This is a genomic window from Thermococcus alcaliphilus (assembly GCF_024054535.1).
GTDB classification, from domain to species: Archaea; Methanobacteriota_B; Thermococci; order Thermococcales; family Thermococcaceae; genus Thermococcus_A; species Thermococcus_A alcaliphilus.
Genome location: NZ_JAMXLV010000024.1, coordinates 1 through 13,939, shown reverse-complemented (window position 1 = coordinate 13,939; position 13,939 = coordinate 1). Strand labels below are relative to the sequence as shown.

Annotated in this window: 20 protein-coding genes and 1 pseudogene; 9 read left to right on the top strand and 12 right to left on the bottom strand. The window is 44.7% G+C overall.

All coding sequences use genetic code 11. From position 1 onward, the window contains the following. Positions 1–8 precede the first annotated feature (8 nt). From NF859_RS09730 to NF859_RS09720, 3 genes are read left to right on the top strand one after another with little or no spacing between them, the layout of a single operon-like run. The gene (locus tag NF859_RS09730; RefSeq protein ID WP_252744069.1) at positions 9–638 is read left to right on the top strand and encodes an ABC transporter permease; all 630 of its coding nucleotides are present in this window, start codon (positions 9–11) and stop codon (positions 636–638) included. Next, complete coding sequence (locus tag NF859_RS09725; protein WP_252744068.1) at positions 625–1,242, top strand: ABC transporter permease; 618 nt, start codon at positions 625–627, stop codon at positions 1,240–1,242. The genes NF859_RS09730 and NF859_RS09725 overlap by 14 nt, the downstream gene beginning before the upstream one ends. Next, positions 1,243–2,046, top strand: coding sequence for a glycine betaine ABC transporter substrate-binding protein (locus tag NF859_RS09720; RefSeq protein WP_252744067.1), 804 nt, complete (start codon positions 1,243–1,245; stop codon positions 2,044–2,046). Here NF859_RS09720 and NF859_RS09715 read toward each other — a convergent pair. The 5 genes from NF859_RS09715 to dps all read right to left on the bottom strand — a co-directional run bounded on the left by NF859_RS09715 (position 2,022) and on the right by dps (position 5,758). Further along, positions 2,022–2,834: a mechanosensitive ion channel family protein gene (locus tag NF859_RS09715; protein WP_252744066.1), complete on the bottom strand. Its 813-nt coding sequence runs from the start codon at positions 2,832–2,834 to the stop codon at positions 2,022–2,024. The genes NF859_RS09720 and NF859_RS09715 overlap by 25 nt on opposite strands. 203 nt (positions 2,835–3,037) lie before the next feature. After that, on the bottom strand, positions 3,038–3,484 hold the full coding sequence (locus NF859_RS09710; protein WP_252744212.1) for a ferritin family protein: 447 nt from the start codon (positions 3,482–3,484) through the stop codon (positions 3,038–3,040). A 58-nt stretch (positions 3,485–3,542) separates the two neighbouring features. Then, complete coding sequence (locus tag NF859_RS09705) at positions 3,543–3,905, bottom strand: hypothetical protein (protein WP_252744065.1); 363 nt, start codon at positions 3,903–3,905, stop codon at positions 3,543–3,545. Between the two features lie 176 nt (positions 3,906–4,081). Beyond that, entirely contained in the window at positions 4,082–5,122 is a 1,041-nt protein-coding gene (locus tag NF859_RS09700; protein ID WP_353936098.1) for an encapsulin, read from the bottom strand. A 78-nt stretch (positions 5,123–5,200) separates the two neighbouring features. Next, complete coding sequence (gene dps, locus NF859_RS09690) at positions 5,201–5,758, bottom strand: DNA protection during starvation protein (protein ID WP_252744210.1); 558 nt, start codon at positions 5,756–5,758, stop codon at positions 5,201–5,203. Between the two features lie 103 nt (positions 5,759–5,861). On the opposite strand from dps, the gene NF859_RS09685 reads away from it, so the two are divergent. Next, positions 5,862–6,245, top strand: a complete 384-nt coding sequence (locus tag NF859_RS09685) for a Fur family transcriptional regulator (protein WP_252744064.1) — start codon at positions 5,862–5,864, stop codon at positions 6,243–6,245. Between the two features lie 12 nt (positions 6,246–6,257). Here NF859_RS09685 and NF859_RS09680 read toward each other — a convergent pair whose 3' ends face one another. Together NF859_RS09680 and NF859_RS09675 are read right to left on the bottom strand one after the other, a co-directional pair. Continuing rightward, positions 6,258–6,734, bottom strand: coding sequence for a ferritin family protein (locus NF859_RS09680; RefSeq protein ID WP_087036421.1), 477 nt, complete (start codon positions 6,732–6,734; stop codon positions 6,258–6,260). Positions 6,735–6,746: 12 nt separating this feature from the next. Next, positions 6,747–7,217 carry a peroxiredoxin gene (locus tag NF859_RS09675; RefSeq protein ID WP_252744063.1) on the bottom strand — a complete coding sequence of 157 codons (471 nt, stop codon included), beginning with the start codon at positions 7,215–7,217 and terminating at the stop codon, positions 6,747–6,749. Positions 7,218–7,309: 92 nt separating this feature from the next. Between NF859_RS09675 and NF859_RS09670 the strand changes: the two genes are divergently transcribed. Next, positions 7,310–7,840: a GNAT family N-acetyltransferase gene (locus tag NF859_RS09670; protein ID WP_252744062.1), complete on the top strand. Its 531-nt coding sequence runs from the start codon at positions 7,310–7,312 to the stop codon at positions 7,838–7,840. On the opposite strand, the gene NF859_RS09665 is transcribed toward NF859_RS09670, so the two are convergent. After that, entirely contained in the window at positions 7,837–8,190 is a 354-nt protein-coding gene (locus NF859_RS09665) for a hypothetical protein (protein WP_252744061.1), read from the bottom strand. The two genes, NF859_RS09670 and NF859_RS09665, sit on opposite strands and share 4 nt — an antisense overlap. 5 nt (positions 8,191–8,195) lie before the next feature. Further along, positions 8,196–8,828: a DOMON domain-containing protein gene (locus NF859_RS09660; protein WP_252744060.1), complete on the bottom strand. Its 633-nt coding sequence runs from the start codon at positions 8,826–8,828 to the stop codon at positions 8,196–8,198. A 157-nt stretch (positions 8,829–8,985) separates the two neighbouring features. On the opposite strand from NF859_RS09660, the gene NF859_RS09655 reads away from it, so the two are divergent. From NF859_RS09655 to NF859_RS09645, 3 genes are read left to right on the top strand one after another with little or no spacing between them, the layout of a single operon-like run. After that, the gene (locus NF859_RS09655) at positions 8,986–10,245 is read left to right on the top strand and encodes a hypothetical protein (RefSeq protein WP_252744059.1); all 1,260 of its coding nucleotides are present in this window, start codon (positions 8,986–8,988) and stop codon (positions 10,243–10,245) included. Between the two features lie 59 nt (positions 10,246–10,304). Next, positions 10,305–10,595 (top strand): ArsR/SmtB family transcription factor, encoded by a 291-nt coding sequence (locus NF859_RS09650; RefSeq protein ID WP_252744058.1) that lies wholly within the window; start codon positions 10,305–10,307, stop codon positions 10,593–10,595. After that, entirely contained in the window at positions 10,592–10,873 is a 282-nt protein-coding gene (locus tag NF859_RS09645) for a hypothetical protein (protein WP_252744057.1), read from the top strand. Before NF859_RS09650 ends, NF859_RS09645 begins: the two co-directional genes overlap by 4 nt. Before the next feature lie 61 nt (positions 10,874–10,934). Here NF859_RS09645 and NF859_RS09640 read toward each other — a convergent pair whose 3' ends face one another. Next, positions 10,935–11,459, bottom strand: coding sequence for a ferritin-like domain-containing protein (locus NF859_RS09640; protein ID WP_004068496.1), 525 nt, complete (start codon positions 11,457–11,459; stop codon positions 10,935–10,937). 153 nt (positions 11,460–11,612) lie between these two features. Here NF859_RS09640 and gapN point away from each other — a divergent pair, with 153 nt between their 5' ends. Continuing rightward, positions 11,613–13,133 (top strand): NADP-dependent glyceraldehyde-3-phosphate dehydrogenase, encoded by a 1,521-nt coding sequence (gapN, locus tag NF859_RS09635; RefSeq protein ID WP_252744056.1) that lies wholly within the window; start codon positions 11,613–11,615, stop codon positions 13,131–13,133. Positions 13,134–13,144: 11 nt separating this feature from the next. On the opposite strand, the gene NF859_RS09630 is transcribed toward gapN, so the two are convergent. Both NF859_RS09630 and NF859_RS09625 read right to left on the bottom strand, forming a co-directional pair. Then, a complete protein-coding gene (locus NF859_RS09630) occupies positions 13,145–13,723 on the bottom strand; it encodes a ferritin-like domain-containing protein (RefSeq protein ID WP_252744055.1) in 579 nt (192 codons plus the stop codon). An 84-nt stretch (positions 13,724–13,807) separates the two neighbouring features. Continuing rightward, positions 13,808–13,939: pseudogene (locus NF859_RS09625) on the bottom strand (IS6 family transposase); the annotation flags it as partial.

Below are 13,939 nucleotides of genomic sequence, written 5' to 3'. Positions count from 1 at the left end.
GGTCTTTAATGGACATTAGATGGGTATGGGAGAGCCAGAACCTCACCCAAAGGACGCTTGAGCACCTCCGCATGTTCGGGATAGCCCTGGCCTTATCGATCGTTATCGGCGTTCTCCTCGGCCTTTACCTCTACAGGCGGCCAAAGTTGACTCCAATAGTGTTCAACGTCCTCAACATCCTGGAGACCGTGCCAACGCTCGCACTCCTCGTTCTCCTCCTGCCCATTCTTGGCCTCGGGGAGAGGCCAACGATAGCGGCCTCGGTCATCTACTCCATCCTTCCCATAGCTAGAAACACCTACACGGGGCTGACGAGCGTTGAGAGGAGCTACATCGAGGTGGCCGAAGCGATAGGCCTCAACGAGCGGGAGATGCTCATAAAGGTGCGCTTTCCCTTGGCCTTACCTTTAATAGCGGCCGGCGTAAGAATAGCTGTTGTTTTTACCATGGGCGTCGTTACACTTGGCGGCCTGATAGCGGCTGGTGGCCTTGGGGCTCCGATACAGACGGGCATACACCTCTACGACAGGGACATAATTATCGTCACAGGTTTGTGGGTTGGGATTCTGGCATTAATACTCGATGGAGTTGCTGCATTAATAGAACGCTATCTGAGGGATCGCTATGGTAGGCGTTGAGAGGGTTCTTGGAGTCTTTGGGGAGCACCTCGTTTTGACTTATGCTTCTCTCTTCCTGAGCATAGCCGTTGGAATACCTCTAGCCATACTCTCACTCAAGAGCAAAAGGTTAGCCTCATTTATAATGGGCTTCGCCAACCTCGTGCAAGCGATACCGAGCTTTGCTGTTGTTGCGATAGTGGTTCCTCTCCTTGGAATAGGGTTTACCCCTGCGGTTTTTGCAATATTCCTTCGGGCACTCCTCCCTATAGTGAAGAATACTTATGTTGGTCTCAGCGAGGTGGATGAAGCAATGATAGACGCTGCTAGGGGTATTGGGCTTACGGAATGGGAAATCATAAGGTACGTACGCTTTCCACATGCTTATCCGGCCATGTTTGCAGGCATAAAGTTTGCCGCCGTTCTGGCAAACTCGATAGCGATATTAACCGCAATAATTGGTTCCGGAGGGCTGGGAAGTTTAGTTTTTGAGGGTTTAGCTAGCTTTAACACGGACAAAATCCTCGCGGGTTCGATTCCAGCCATACTGATGGCGGTGTTTATTGACGTTAGCTTTTCCTACATCGAAAAAAGAATTACTCCAAAGGGCATAGGGGGTGCTTGAATGAAGGTTGTCATAGGGGCAAAGCCCTTCAACGAGCAGAAGATCCTCGCCCATATCATTGGTAAGCTCCTCCAGATGGAAGGGTTTGAGTACGAGGTGAGGGTAAGCGAACCGAGGCTGGAGGCAAACTTTGAGGCGCTTGAGATGGGAGAGATAAACCTCTACGTCGAGTACACCGGAACGGCCTACAACGCCCTTCTTAAGCTCCCGCCCATGGAGGAGTGGGACGAGGAGAAGGTCTTTGAGGCCGTCAGGGAGGGGTTCAAAGGGAAGGGAATAGAAGTAGTTGCGAGGCTCGGCTTTCGGAATGATTTTGCCTTGGCTGTAAGAGAGGAATTCGCCGAAGAGAATAACCTTAGAACCATAAGCGATCTCGCGAGGATATCGAAAAGCCTTACCTTCGCCTGTCCTGCTCCCTACGTCGAGAGGCCCGACGGTCTGCCGAGGCTAAAGGCTGTTTACGGCCTTGAGTTCAGGGAGATAAAGCCCCTTATGCCCCGGGAGATGTACGAGGCCATATCGAAGGGCGAAGTAGATGTGATCACTGCCTTTACGACCGACGCAAGAGTAATAGTGTTTAATCTGAGGACACTTGAGGACGACAAAAAGGCAATTCCGGTTTATGAGGCGATCATAATCGGCAAAGACTTACCTGAAAAAGCTGTTACTACACTAAAGAGGCTTGAAGAAAAAATCAGCGTTGAAACTATGAGAGAACTCAACAGAAAGTTTGACTTCGAAGAAAGAGAAGAGCAAGAGATAGCAGAGGAGTTTTTAGCTCACTTTGGCATTTCTTTTATGTGAACGTCCATCTGTGGGAATGGTATCTCTATTCCTTCTTTCACATAGGCCTCGTAGATGCCCTTGGTGATGTCTCCCTTGACCGCCCAGTAGTCTTCGGTCTTAGCCCAAGCCCTGAGCTGGAGGTTTATTGACGAGTCTGCGAGCTCTGTTATAACCACCGTCGGAGCTGGGTCTTTGAGAACCTTCGGGTGGTTCTGCATGAGGTCCATGGCGATCTTAATGGCCTTGTCGAGGTCCGTTCCGTAGGCGACGCCGACGTTGACGTCGACCCTCCTCGTGGGCATCCTGGTGTAGTTGGTTATTACGTTGCCCCAGACGAGCTTATTGGGGATCGTTATGAGCACGTTGTCACCTGTTAAAAGCTCGGTGCTCATTATGCCGACGACGTTGACCTTACCGACCTTTCCAGCTACCTCAACGACCTCACCCATGTCAATTGGCCTTAAAGCGGCAATCCAGACGCCGGCTGCCAGGTTTGTTAGCGTGTCCTGCATGCCGAAGCCCAAGATCAAGCCTATGACCGCCGACAGGCCGAGAACTACTGAACCGACTTCGACGCCTAACGCTCTAACTGCCAGCAGTATCACTGCAACGTAGAGGAGGGCACTTAGGAACCTCCCGAGGAACTCAACGACGAGCTCCGGGAGCTTCGTCTTCTTCAGGCCCTTCTTGAACATGCTGACGACGATCTTTGCCACGATGTAGCCCACTATGAGTACTGCTATCGCAGTTATCACCTGAACAGGCTTCACTCCCACGTAGGGGAGCGGCTTCTCAAGGACAACCATTCCAATCACCTCTTTAATAATTTGTGTTTGTTGTACTTAAAATTTTCTCCCTTAGAGCATTATTAGCCAGTCCTTCGAACGAAGTATGTTGAGCATCTCTGGGAATAGCGCTTTTAGCCTTGAAGGCTTTGAGTCAATATGAGTAGCTAAAATGAGAGCCTAGAGTCTAAAAAAGCTGAAAAAGGGAAGACGTTTTGTTTGCCTCATTCTTTATACTTCGCTATAAGCTCAGCCAAAAGTCTGTGGTGTTCTTCCTCATTTTTAACAAGGGCCTCAGCGAGCCCTTTGAAGAGCGGATGGGTCATCTTTTCTGCCATCTTTTTGTATGTTTCTATCATGTCTTTCTCAATATCTAAGTGCATCTCGGCAAACCTTTTCACAAGAAGAGCCTGTTCTTTGGAAGGTTCTATTTCCCCTGGTTCTTTCACGTGTTCATAACCTTTTCTAAATTTCTCAAGCTCTTTCTGGGCCTCAAGGATTGCTTTCATTAAGTGTTTGTGTATAATTGTATCGACGGCTATTCTTGTCACAACCGCCTCTGTATCGGTGTACTTCAACCCCTGTCCCCTAATCTTTGCCAGTCCTTCGGTATAGCTTTTGGCTGCCTTATCCTCAACTTCGGCAGCCTTTTTAACAAGAGGTTCGACCATAGGAATCACCAGTTCATAATATGGTATTTGAAAGTTATATACCTTTCCCATTATAGCGTCAGAGAAGAGCCAGCAACTCCTTTAAAAGTCTCGAATGCTGAAGTAAACTCTCCCTAATTAGTTTGAAAATCACGTCTTCTAAGGGAGATTTTGATTTTAATTTTTCAAAAACTTCAAGTTCCGCGTTGTTGACCTCAATTAATCTGAACACTATATCTTTAACAGTAGCTTTCTTTTCTTTGGGAAGGTTCTCTGGAAAGGGTTCCGCATAAAAAAGGGTTCTTCTCTCTGCAAGCTCCTCTCTTCCCATTCTGACTGCTGGAACCTTTTCTTTATAACACATTCCGCCGAGATTATACACCTCAACGTTCTCCACAACACTGTCGCTCCAAAACTTTCCCAAAACTCTCTCTATTTCCATTTCTGCTTTAGGGAGCTCTTTTAACAATTTTTCTTGAAGAATAAAATCAAAATAAAGTGATAAAAGTTCCTCTGTTGGTAATTCTTTTAGGAGCCTTTTGAGGCTGTTCTTTGTCTTTTTAATATCTTTTTGGGCGTTCTTTTCCATTAAGTTTCCTCCAAAAAATAAGAAGGGGGTCATTCGAGGACTACAATTGCCTCTGGGCTCTTTATCCTTACTGCTAGGGCTTCACTTGCTAAAAACGCTACTTCTTCCCCTTCTGGTCCGAGCTCTTTTAGATCTGCATCCTGGCCGATGACAACGTCAAGAACTGCTGGGGTGTTTGCGAACACGATTACTTTGTTTTCGTCGATGCTTGGGGTAACTAGGATACCACCTTTGAATACCCCTTTCAAAACCTCTATGAGCATTCTTCCACCCTTCTCGTGAACTCTCAAGAGCTTGGCATATCTCTTTGGATGGATTATTACTCCAAAAGGACCTGCAGAGGCCTTTGATGCTTCTTGGAGAGCATTCATAAGTTCATCTAATGCCTCTTCTGTGTTTTCCCATGGGCCGAGCTTTAATCTTTTTATCCCTCCAGTTGAAAGTATCTCATTTATTATCAGGTTTTCCTCGTCTTTGACAAGCAATTCTCCAGCTTTCACAGCTATAGCTGGATCGTAAGTTCCATCGTTAAGCTCTCTCAGTCCAACGTAGAACTTCTTTGTGAGCATTGGGATTGGCCTGTACTCCTGTTTAACTACTTTCACGCCATCCTCGAAGCTTATGATGTCCACTCTAAATGATTGGCCAGTTATTTTTGTTTTTGGAAGTGAATGAGTTAACGTTCTCCCCTTTTCAATTGCATCGAGAAGGGCTTCCCTTAAAACCTTGAGATATCCATTTTCTTCCATTTCATTCTCCTCCTGAGAGTTGAGTTCGGTTTTAATTCCTGTTAACTCCTCAACCTCCTCAAATCCATCCTTAAGTTCACTAATCTGCTCTGGGTCTAAGCTTAGCAGAAGAGCCATGAACTCCCCCACGTGTGCCTTTTCTTCTCTTGCAACGTCCAAGAAGACCTTTTTGAACCTTTCATCCTCCGTAAATCTTGCCATCTGTTCATACAAGTTTACAGCATCGAGCTCGGCTATGGTTGCCAGCCTTAGGGCTTCCATAAGCTCTTCCTTAGAATAGGGCTTATCCCTATTTATCAGAGTTGGGTTTATTGCCAACACTCAAATCACCATTTTAATGTTCGACTTTCATGTTAATAAGGTTTTCCAAAGAAAATAAAAAGGATGTTAATTCAAAACTCACTTCGTTCTCAAAAACTTTGAGACGTATGGGCTTTCCCCGGGTTTCCCCCTCCTGAAGTGGCCGCTCGGCTTTCCAGTTAAGAGCTCTTCAAACCATGCTTCATGTTCTATTTCCTCATGCAGAATAGCAAGTGCAAGGTCATAGGTTCTTGGATCCTTTCCGAGTGTGTAGTTGCATATCTCCGTATAAACCCCAACGGCACACCTCTCAGCTTCAAGAAGAACCTTTAGAAGGTTTTCGATAGTGGGCTCTTCTGGCAGATAGGCATCTCTACAAGAGGCTAGATCGGCAAATTCTCTAATGTCCTTTGGTAGATCCCCTCCGAGCTCGTATATCCTCGGTACAAGGGCTTCAAAATGGTTTCTATCTTCAAGCCTTGCATCTTCAATTATCTCCTTAATGGCTTCTCCTTCTAGACCTGTTGCATGGTTTCTAAGTATGGTGTAGTAGTAATATGTTGTGAACTCTGCTGCAGCCGCTTTAACGAGAAGTTCTAGCAATTTCTCTACATCTATTCCTGCCCTTTCAATTAATCTCCTATTGTGTTCCGACATGGGTTTCACCAATTTTAGTATGTATTTTTTCTTAATAAGCTTTTCTATTTAGAAATAATTTCTAATTAGGAAAGCTTATAAAGTGCAGTGCATACTCAAAAACATGTGGAAAGAAAAAGCGGTTGGAGTGCTAAGGGAAAATGGATACAAGCTTACTCCCCAGAGACTTAAGTTACTTGAGGTAATAGATGAACTAGGCCCTTCTCACCCTTCCCTCAGCGAAGTTTTCAAGAAGATCAAAGAAGAGTTCCCCACCATGAGCTTCTCTACCTTGTACTCTAATGTCATGGCTTTAAAAGAACTTGGCCTCATAGAGGTTTTTTCCGTTGAAGGAGAGACCCGGATTGAGATCAACACGGAACCTCATGTGAATTTGATTGAAAATGGTGAAATAGTCGATCTTACCGATCCGGAGATTATCGAACTGATTAAAGAAAAGCTAAGAAAAGAAGTAAAGCTTGTTAACGTTCTAATTAAGGGCAGATGAAGCTCTTCCTCTTCAATCAACCTCAAGGCTAAAGTCCTGATAATCCATCCATATGCCCGTCTTCATGACCGAGTCGTACTGTGCTTTCAAAAGCTCATAGTGTGCCTTCTCAACTTTTGCCAGCTCGTTAAAGATTTTCCTAACGTTTTCATCCTCGGCTTCTTCCGCCGCTTTTTCATAAAACTCCCACGTAAGCTTTTCCTGCTCCATCCCCAACTCTACAGCTTTAACCTCGCTAAGCTCTCCCTCATACTTCGGGGTAAGCTTTTCCAAAAGTTCCTCGTCAACCTGGGGCATTTCTGGTTTTTGAAGGAGCTTTTCTACAAACTTCTTCTCAAAAACATCCCAGTGTTCAGCCTCTTCTCCAGCCAAAAAAAGGAACATTTTTTTCGCCCTTTCATCCTTTGCCCTCTTGGCCATCTCGATGTAAAACCTGAGTTCTGCCTTTTCAACTTCTAAAGCGAGTGCGAGTGCGTTGATTTCCTTCATCCTATCACCGATTTAAATTTGGTTTTCTGGAGATATTAACTTTTTGATTTCTTCAAGCACTTCTTTCGCGTGTCCTTTGGCTCTAACTTTTATCTTCTTCCAAGCTATTTCCCCCTCTGGGCTAAGGATGAAGGTGCTCCTAATAATCCCCTCATATTCTTTACCATATAGTTTCTTCTTTCCCCAAGCTCCAAGAGCTTTGTGGAGCTCGCCACTTGGGTCACTGAGAAGCTTCACCTTTAGTCCATGCTTCTCTTTGAATTTTCTGTGACTCTCTGGGGAATCCCTGGAAACGCCTATAACTTGAACTCCAAGCCTTTCAAATTCTTCAATAAGCTCAGAGAACTCCTTTGCCTCCGTTGTACAGCCAGGAGTGTTGTCCTTGGGATAAAAATACAGCACAGTCCACTTTCCTTTCACAAACTCCCTCAAGGGAGCCTCTTTCCCTTCTTCATCTGTAACTTTAATATCGAGGTAGCTCATGCGATCACCAAAATTATTAGGGCAGCCTAATTCATAAACTTTTCTCGCAAGGCTTTTTAAGGAAAGCAGAGTAAAAATTTCTGGGATATGCCATGAAGATTGTAAAAATTGAAAATCCGCTCTTCCTCAAGGATGAACTCCTTAGATTTGTCTTCAGAGTCTACCAAGGAACAAATGGAGCTTACCCTGCATTGGAGTGGGTAGAAAACAAACCATCCCCTGATGATTTTGAAGGATTTAAAAGAGTTTATGAGCCTTTTCTTGAGTTCAGGCTTAGGGATGAGTTTGATGAGCTCTATGTTCTTCGCAACGAGGATGGAAGACTAATAGGTACCGTTGCTCTAGTGTACAACTTCGAAGGCAAAGAAGCATGGTGGGTGCCGGAGGAGATAAAAGGCAAAAAGACTGGTCTTATCGAGTTCTTCATGGTCGACCCAGCCTACAAAGGAAAAGGCTATGGCTCAAAGCTTTTGGAATTTGCAGTTGAAAGGCTTAGGGAGCTCGGAAAAGAAGCATATGTGATAACCTTTCCGCATCTTGAGGCTTACTCATACTATCTTAAAAAGGGCTTCAAAAAGCTCATGGATTACAAAGAGTTCGTTGTGCTGAAAAAAGAGAGTTAGAGGACATATAGATAAAGTGCAAGCAGTATTTGAAGGGATAAGAGCAAAACTGCAGAGAGCGCTATTAGCTTGTGTGTATTTCTCTTTATCTTCCTCCCCCAGAACAGCCTCCCGCTCATAGCCGCAAAGAGGACGTATAAGTATACAAAAAGCCCAAATTTTCCATGGATTGAGGGCACGCCTCCGACGATGTATAGCATGTAGGCCACACCAATTGTCAGCAATCCCACAGCGGAGTACACAAAGAAATGATGCCACCTTCGTTTATGCCTCCTGGCGTAGTAAATTCCCAAGAGAAAGAAAAGGAGTGCAGTAGTCTGCACCACTGCGTGTATCTGGAACGGCTCCACTAAAATCACCCGTCGAGCTGTAGCTCCCCATAACCCCTCGCTATGTTGTGCTTGGTCGTGAAGTCATCCGCATCGGCTAGAGCAAAGATGAAGCTTATTTTTTGCCCGGGAGTAAAGGCCTTATCGTACTGATCGCCCGTGTTGAGTTTCCTTTTGAACTCTATCACAGTATAGCCGTTCTCCTCTTTCCCGGCATACTCAAGAATATCACTACTTCCCCCGAGCTGCTCGTCTGGTGGATGCGGACCATAGGTTCCGGTGGAATAAGCATCTATAATCTTCACTTCCCCGTTTTCAACCCACCCAAAAACCATGTCTGCATCTTTCATCTTGTCAGTGGGCTCAAAACCTATTGCCACCCAACCACTAGTCTGCCCCTTAAGGGCCATGTAAAGATAAGTGTCGTCGTTTCTCCAGTAAACGGTGAGTTTTCCTCCGGCGAGGGAGAGCTCATGGGCGTACTCGTTCTCACCGATGATGCCATCGGCATTCCATTCTCCGAGCTGGATGGGGATTTCACTTTGAGTCGTTTGGGTTGTGGAAGGAGTCCCGTAGCCCCCGCCCCCGGTGCAACCGCTTAGAAACACTACTCCAACAAAGAACAAAACAACAAAACTGAGTTTTTTCAAATTTTCCATCCAACGTCACCTACATTGTATTTTAATCTTTAAATTATTTAAGATTTTCCATTTATGTAACATTCATACCCAATTTATACCTAATTTTTGTGTCAATAGTAAAGAATACTTTTATATTATGGCAACATATTGTTATATAACAAGGGAGATGTTGAAAATGGACGTAAAAGTTTTGGGATTCCTTTTGGTGGGGCTCCTCATTGGGACCCTCGCCGGATACGGGCTTGCGCCCAAAGGGGTGAGCCAAGAAGAGTACAACGCCCTCCAGGAGCAGGTGAAAAGCCTCGAAAACCAGGTCAGTGACCTTCAGGAGAAAGTTAGCCAGTACGAAGGGCAGATAAGTGACTATGAAAAACAGGTAAGCGACCTAAAAGAGCAGATAAACGAGTACGAGAAGAGGGTAAGTGAACTTGAGGGAATGGTCTACACTGTAAACATCGCATACAAAGATGGCGTGGGGTATTACCTCGTGGACAAAGAGGGGAGAGCGCTCTACTACTTCGCCAAAGACGTCCCTAACTCGGGCAAAAGTGCCTGCTATGGCGATTGTGCACAAAAGTGGCCAGTCTTTTACGAGGAAGAGCTGAACCTCCCGCCCGGGCTCGACAAAGAGGACTTCTCGGTGATAACGCGCGACGATGGGAGCAAGCAGCTAGCTTACAAGGGATGGCCGTTGTATTATTTCTTCAAGGATGAAAAAGCTGGAGACACGAACGGTGAGGGCGTTAAGGGCGTCTGGTTCGTCATGAAGCCCGACTATACGCTCATGATAGCCTACAAAGAAGGGATAGGCACTTATTTCGTTGATCCGAGCGGAATGGCACTCTACTACTTCGCCAAGGACGTAAACGGCACAAGCGTATGCTACGGCGACTGTGCCCAGAAGTGGCCCGTCTTTGCGCCGGAGGAAGTCTCAGCACCCTCAACGCTCAGCCCGAGCGACTTCACATACATAACGAGGGAAGACGGCAGTAAACAGCTCGCATACAAAGGATGGCCGCTGTACTACTTCTTCATGGACGAGAAAGCTGGAGACACGAATGGTGAGGACGTCAAGCACGTCTGGTACGTGATGAGGGACTACGACGTAATGATAGCCTACCAGGATAGCGTCGGGACTTATCTAGTCGACGACATGGGGATGACGCTGTACTACTTCGTCAAAGACAACGCCAATATGAGTGTCTGCTACGGGGACTGTGCCCAAAAATGGCCAGCATTCTACCGCGAGAACCCAGTGGCGCCTTCGGTCATAGCTGGTGACTTTGGGGAAATCACGAGGGAAGACGGAATGAAGCAAACAACATTCAGGGGCTACCCGCTTTACTACTTCTTCATGGACAAGAAGAGGGGAGACCTTAAGGGCCAGGGAGTCAAGGACGTGTGGTTCGTTGTGAACCCCTTCAACTTCCCGTGATCCTTCCTTTAATTTATTTTTAGGTTAATTTTATTAGGAGTGAGCACCAAATACTGAACATGGACAGAAGCCTCAGGAACATCCTTCTCTGGTTGCTGGTGGGGTCAAAAGGTGGTGGAACAAGGATTAAAATTCTTAAGTTAATCAAGAGGAAGCCTTCCAACGTATACCAAATTGCCAAAGAGCTTAACCTCAACTACCGCACGGTAAAGTACCACCTTGAGCTCATGCTCGAACACGGCATCGTGGAAAAGGTTGGCGAAGACTATGGGGCCATTTACATCCCTTCCGAGAAGGTGGAGGAGAGTTGGAATGAAATTGAAAACTTAGTAGAGGTGAACAGAAAGTGATAGGGCTTTATTGGAAAGTTAATATATTCATAGTGTTAATCGAGCTGGTCTTAGCTCTCATGCTCCTTAGAAACTACTTGGGAATGAAGAATACAAAGTTGGGGAAGCGGCTCTTTGGAGTCTCCCTCGTCTTCATAGTCCAGAGCCTTCTAGCCATAGCCTTCTACATCCACTGGGCAAGTATGGGATTTGGGAAGGAAGTTGCGGGCCCTTTGATTCTGCTCTCGCTCAGCGGACTCTTTGGGGTTAGCCTGCTGTACTCAGTTTCAAGGATGTGAGGGATTGAAGAGAGTTCTACTTACTCTTTTCTATACAACAAGAAAAGAAGGTTAAAAAGCGTCAGAAATTGAAGTTTATGTCTTTCATGAGCTGGTCGTAGAGCTCCTCTTTATAAACATCGGGATACTGCATCATGTAGTCATAGTGCTTCTTAAGGATGTTAAAGTGTTGTCTCTCCATATCGGCAAGCATGTTGAGCAGAACTTTGGTTTTTTCATTTGCTGCATACTTTGCAAGTTCGTTGTAAAGTTTTTCACTCACGAGTTCAGCCTCCATGGCTATCTCGTAAACTTCGTCAAGGTTGATATCTGGTTTTTTAATGGCTTCACTCATTTTTTCTGCAATAACTTTGAACTCTCCCATTATTTCAATTTCGATCTGTTTTGGTTCTTCTTCGCTCTCCTTAAACTTCTCGGCCATTTTCTCTACTATTTGTCTGTGTTTATCTTCTTCCTTAGCCAGAAACAGGAGCTCATCTCTAATAATATCGCTCTTTACAAGCGAAGCCATCTTTTCGTATGCCTCTTTTGCTTTTATTTCGGCATTTACGGCAATTTCAAAAACTTCCTTATCCGTTATCTTCATAGAAACCACCGGTTATATATTCTCGTTAAAGTTATTAACGTTTTCGGAACTTTGGTGATTCGTTCCTTGGAAAGTTTTTGGGAGATAAAATTTCAGTTTGGTTAGATAAAACCTTTTATAGGTGTGTGCAATAGTATATATTGGTGATTACAAATGGACAAACTTGTCCGTAACAAAATTTTTGATGAGATATACAGAATTGGCGAAGATGGTGTCCCTGAATTTAAAACCTACGCCGCTGGAGAGTGGGTTTTTGGAGAAAGTTTCTCTGAGGTTAAAAGTCCCATAGATGGCAGGACTATAGCAAGGGTTTCAAGACTTAGCAAAGAACAAACCGAGGAAATTCTCTCCACGGTTTATGAAAAAGGAAGAGAGGAAATAAGAAATTATCCTGGGGAAAAGAGAATAGAAAGCTTTTTGAAGGCGGCACAGTTGATGAGGGAAGCATTTGAGGACTTTGTGAGAGTTTTGATCCTTGATGCTGGCAAGCCGAAAAGCAATGCAACTGGGGAAACAAAAGCCACCATTGAAAGGCTCGAAAAAACTACTTTTGAGTCAAGGAGAATGCTTGGTGATTACATCCCCGGAGACTGGAGTGAAGAGACCCTCGAAAGTGAGGGAATAGTAAAGAGAGAACCATATGGAGTTATCTTGGCAATAAGTCCCTTCAATTATCCCCTGTTTATCTCCGCAACAAAAGTAATACCCGCCCTTTTCAGTGGAAATGCAGTGCTGTTAAAACCTGCATCTGTAGATCCTCTCGCGGCACTTCTATTTATTAGGGTCTTAGAACTTGCGGGCTTTCCTAAGGAGAGCTTTGCTCTCTTAACAATACCTGGAAGATTTATGCATGATGTGGTAAAGGACAAGCGTATAAGGGCTATAACCTTCACTGGCAGTACAGAGGTTGGGGAGCACATAATAAGAACCGGTGGAATAAAAGCTTACCATCTTGAGCTTGGGGGCAAGGATCCTGCCATAGTTTTGGATGATGCAGACCTTGAGCTTGCGAGTGAAAAAATCATTAAGGGTATGGTGAGCTATTCTGGCCAGAGGTGTGATGCAATAAGGCTTATACTCGCTCAGGAGGAAATCTATGAGGAACTGAAGGCGAAGATTCTTGAAAAGCTGAAAGAGATAGAACCCAAAAACCCGCTGGAGGATGAAAACGCTGTAATGGGGCCCCTTATTGACAAACATTCTGCGGATTATATTGAGGAAGTCTACAAAGACGCCATAGAGAAGGGAGCGAAGCCTTTGACCGAATTCAAAAGAGAGGGCAACTATGTATGGCCAATACTCCTTGAAGTGGACAAAGAGAAGGTTAAAGAGCTTAGAGCTTTTCAAGAGGACGTCTTTGGCCCGCTAACTCTGATTATCAAAGTCAAGGATGAAGACGAAGCAGTTGATATAGCGAATTCCTCCCGCTTTGGATTAGATGCCTCTGTTTTCAGCGAGTGCGAGAGGAGGGCAAGGAAGGTCGCGAGGAAGCTTGAAGTTGGGAGTGTCTTCATCAACGAGTACCCGAGGCATGGCATAGGCTACTACCCATTTGGCGGCATGAAGGACAGCGGTGTGGGAAGAGAAGGCATAGGCTACTCTGTCGAGCAGCTTACGACGACAAAAACGATAGTGCACAACTTCAAGGGCTACGGTGTCTGGGAGTACCTTTGATTTTCTATTTTTTAGGTTTCTTTGTTTTTCTCCTTATAGAGGTCTTTAATCAATTCTTTTAGGGCTTCTTCAGCTTTAAATCTTCTGTAGAACTCATATTCTTCTACAACGAACATATAATGTTCTTTCTCGTCATTTGCAAACTCCATGAATATCTTTTTGTATTCAAGATTTTCAGAATGTTCTTTTAGTGTTAAATATACCTCCTCCGCAAGTTTTTCAATCTCCATGGCAATTTCAAGGATGTCCAGATAGTCTTTTACGGTTTTCAGTTTCTTCTTGAATAATTCTTCCCATGCTTTGAGGTCTACGGGCTTTGGGCGCTCATTTGGAAAGAGTGTTTTGAATATTTCTTCAACTTTTTTATCATGGAAGCGTTCAGTTTCGACAAATTTTTTGAAATTCTCTTTTTGGTAATCTCTTTCTAAATTCTTGTAAAGATACATGTATAACTTTGTTGCTTCCTTTTCACAGTTGATTGCAAATGAAAGAGCATCTTTAAATGACAGACTCGCAAGTTTCTTTGCACTCTCTCGAATTTGCTCCTTTAACTCAATCTCTCTCATAAATTCCTCGATAGGAGAGCCCATCTAGTATCACCGAGGGGGATATTTGCTGGTTGAAATAATTAAAGTTTACTCTTTTTGTGACTTGTGAGATTAGAGATGATACTGTTAGGATAACTGGGGTATCACCTCCTGAAGCCATTCAGTAACATCACCCGGAGGTCCACCAAACCTAGAATGAATTCTGACAAAATTATACCAAAAAGCAAACAGAAAAACAAACCTATGAACTCTTTTCCA

Excerpts from the sequence above, each read along its gene's own strand:
- NF859_RS09730 (WP_252744069.1), top strand. The coding sequence starts at position 9 with ATGGACATTAGATGGGTATGGGAGAGCCAGAACCTCACCCAAAGGACG.
- NF859_RS09725 (WP_252744068.1), top strand. The coding sequence starts at position 625 with ATGGTAGGCGTTGAGAGGGTTCTTGGAGTCTTTGGGGAGCACCTCGTT.
- NF859_RS09720 (WP_252744067.1), top strand. The coding sequence starts at position 1,243 with ATGAAGGTTGTCATAGGGGCAAAGCCCTTCAACGAGCAGAAGATCCTC.
- NF859_RS09715 (WP_252744066.1), bottom strand. The coding sequence starts at position 2,834 with ATGGTTGTCCTTGAGAAGCCGCTCCCCTACGTGGGAGTGAAGCCTGTT.
- NF859_RS09710 (WP_252744212.1), bottom strand. The coding sequence starts at position 3,484 with ATGGTCGAACCTCTTGTTAAAAAGGCTGCCGAAGTTGAGGATAAGGCA.
- NF859_RS09705 (WP_252744065.1), bottom strand. The coding sequence starts at position 3,905 with ATGGAAATAGAGAGAGTTTTGGGAAAGTTTTGGAGCGACAGTGTTGTG.
- dps (WP_252744210.1), bottom strand. The coding sequence starts at position 5,758 with ATGTCGGAACACAATAGGAGATTAATTGAAAGGGCAGGAATAGATGTA.
- NF859_RS09685 (WP_252744064.1), top strand. The coding sequence starts at position 5,862 with ATGTGGAAAGAAAAAGCGGTTGGAGTGCTAAGGGAAAATGGATACAAG.
- NF859_RS09680 (WP_087036421.1), bottom strand. The coding sequence starts at position 6,734 with ATGAAGGAAATCAACGCACTCGCACTCGCTTTAGAAGTTGAAAAGGCA.
- NF859_RS09675 (WP_252744063.1), bottom strand. The coding sequence starts at position 7,217 with ATGAGCTACCTCGATATTAAAGTTACAGATGAAGAAGGGAAAGAGGCT.
- NF859_RS09670 (WP_252744062.1), top strand. The coding sequence starts at position 7,310 with ATGAAGATTGTAAAAATTGAAAATCCGCTCTTCCTCAAGGATGAACTC.
- NF859_RS09660 (WP_252744060.1), bottom strand. The coding sequence starts at position 8,828 with ATGGAAAATTTGAAAAAACTCAGTTTTGTTGTTTTGTTCTTTGTTGGA.
- NF859_RS09655 (WP_252744059.1), top strand. The coding sequence starts at position 8,986 with ATGGACGTAAAAGTTTTGGGATTCCTTTTGGTGGGGCTCCTCATTGGG.
- NF859_RS09650 (WP_252744058.1), top strand. The coding sequence starts at position 10,305 with ATGGACAGAAGCCTCAGGAACATCCTTCTCTGGTTGCTGGTGGGGTCA.
- NF859_RS09640 (WP_004068496.1), bottom strand. The coding sequence starts at position 11,459 with ATGAAGATAACGGATAAGGAAGTTTTTGAAATTGCCGTAAATGCCGAA.
- gapN (WP_252744056.1), top strand. The coding sequence starts at position 11,613 with ATGGACAAACTTGTCCGTAACAAAATTTTTGATGAGATATACAGAATT.
- NF859_RS09630 (WP_252744055.1), bottom strand. The coding sequence starts at position 13,723 with ATGGGCTCTCCTATCGAGGAATTTATGAGAGAGATTGAGTTAAAGGAG.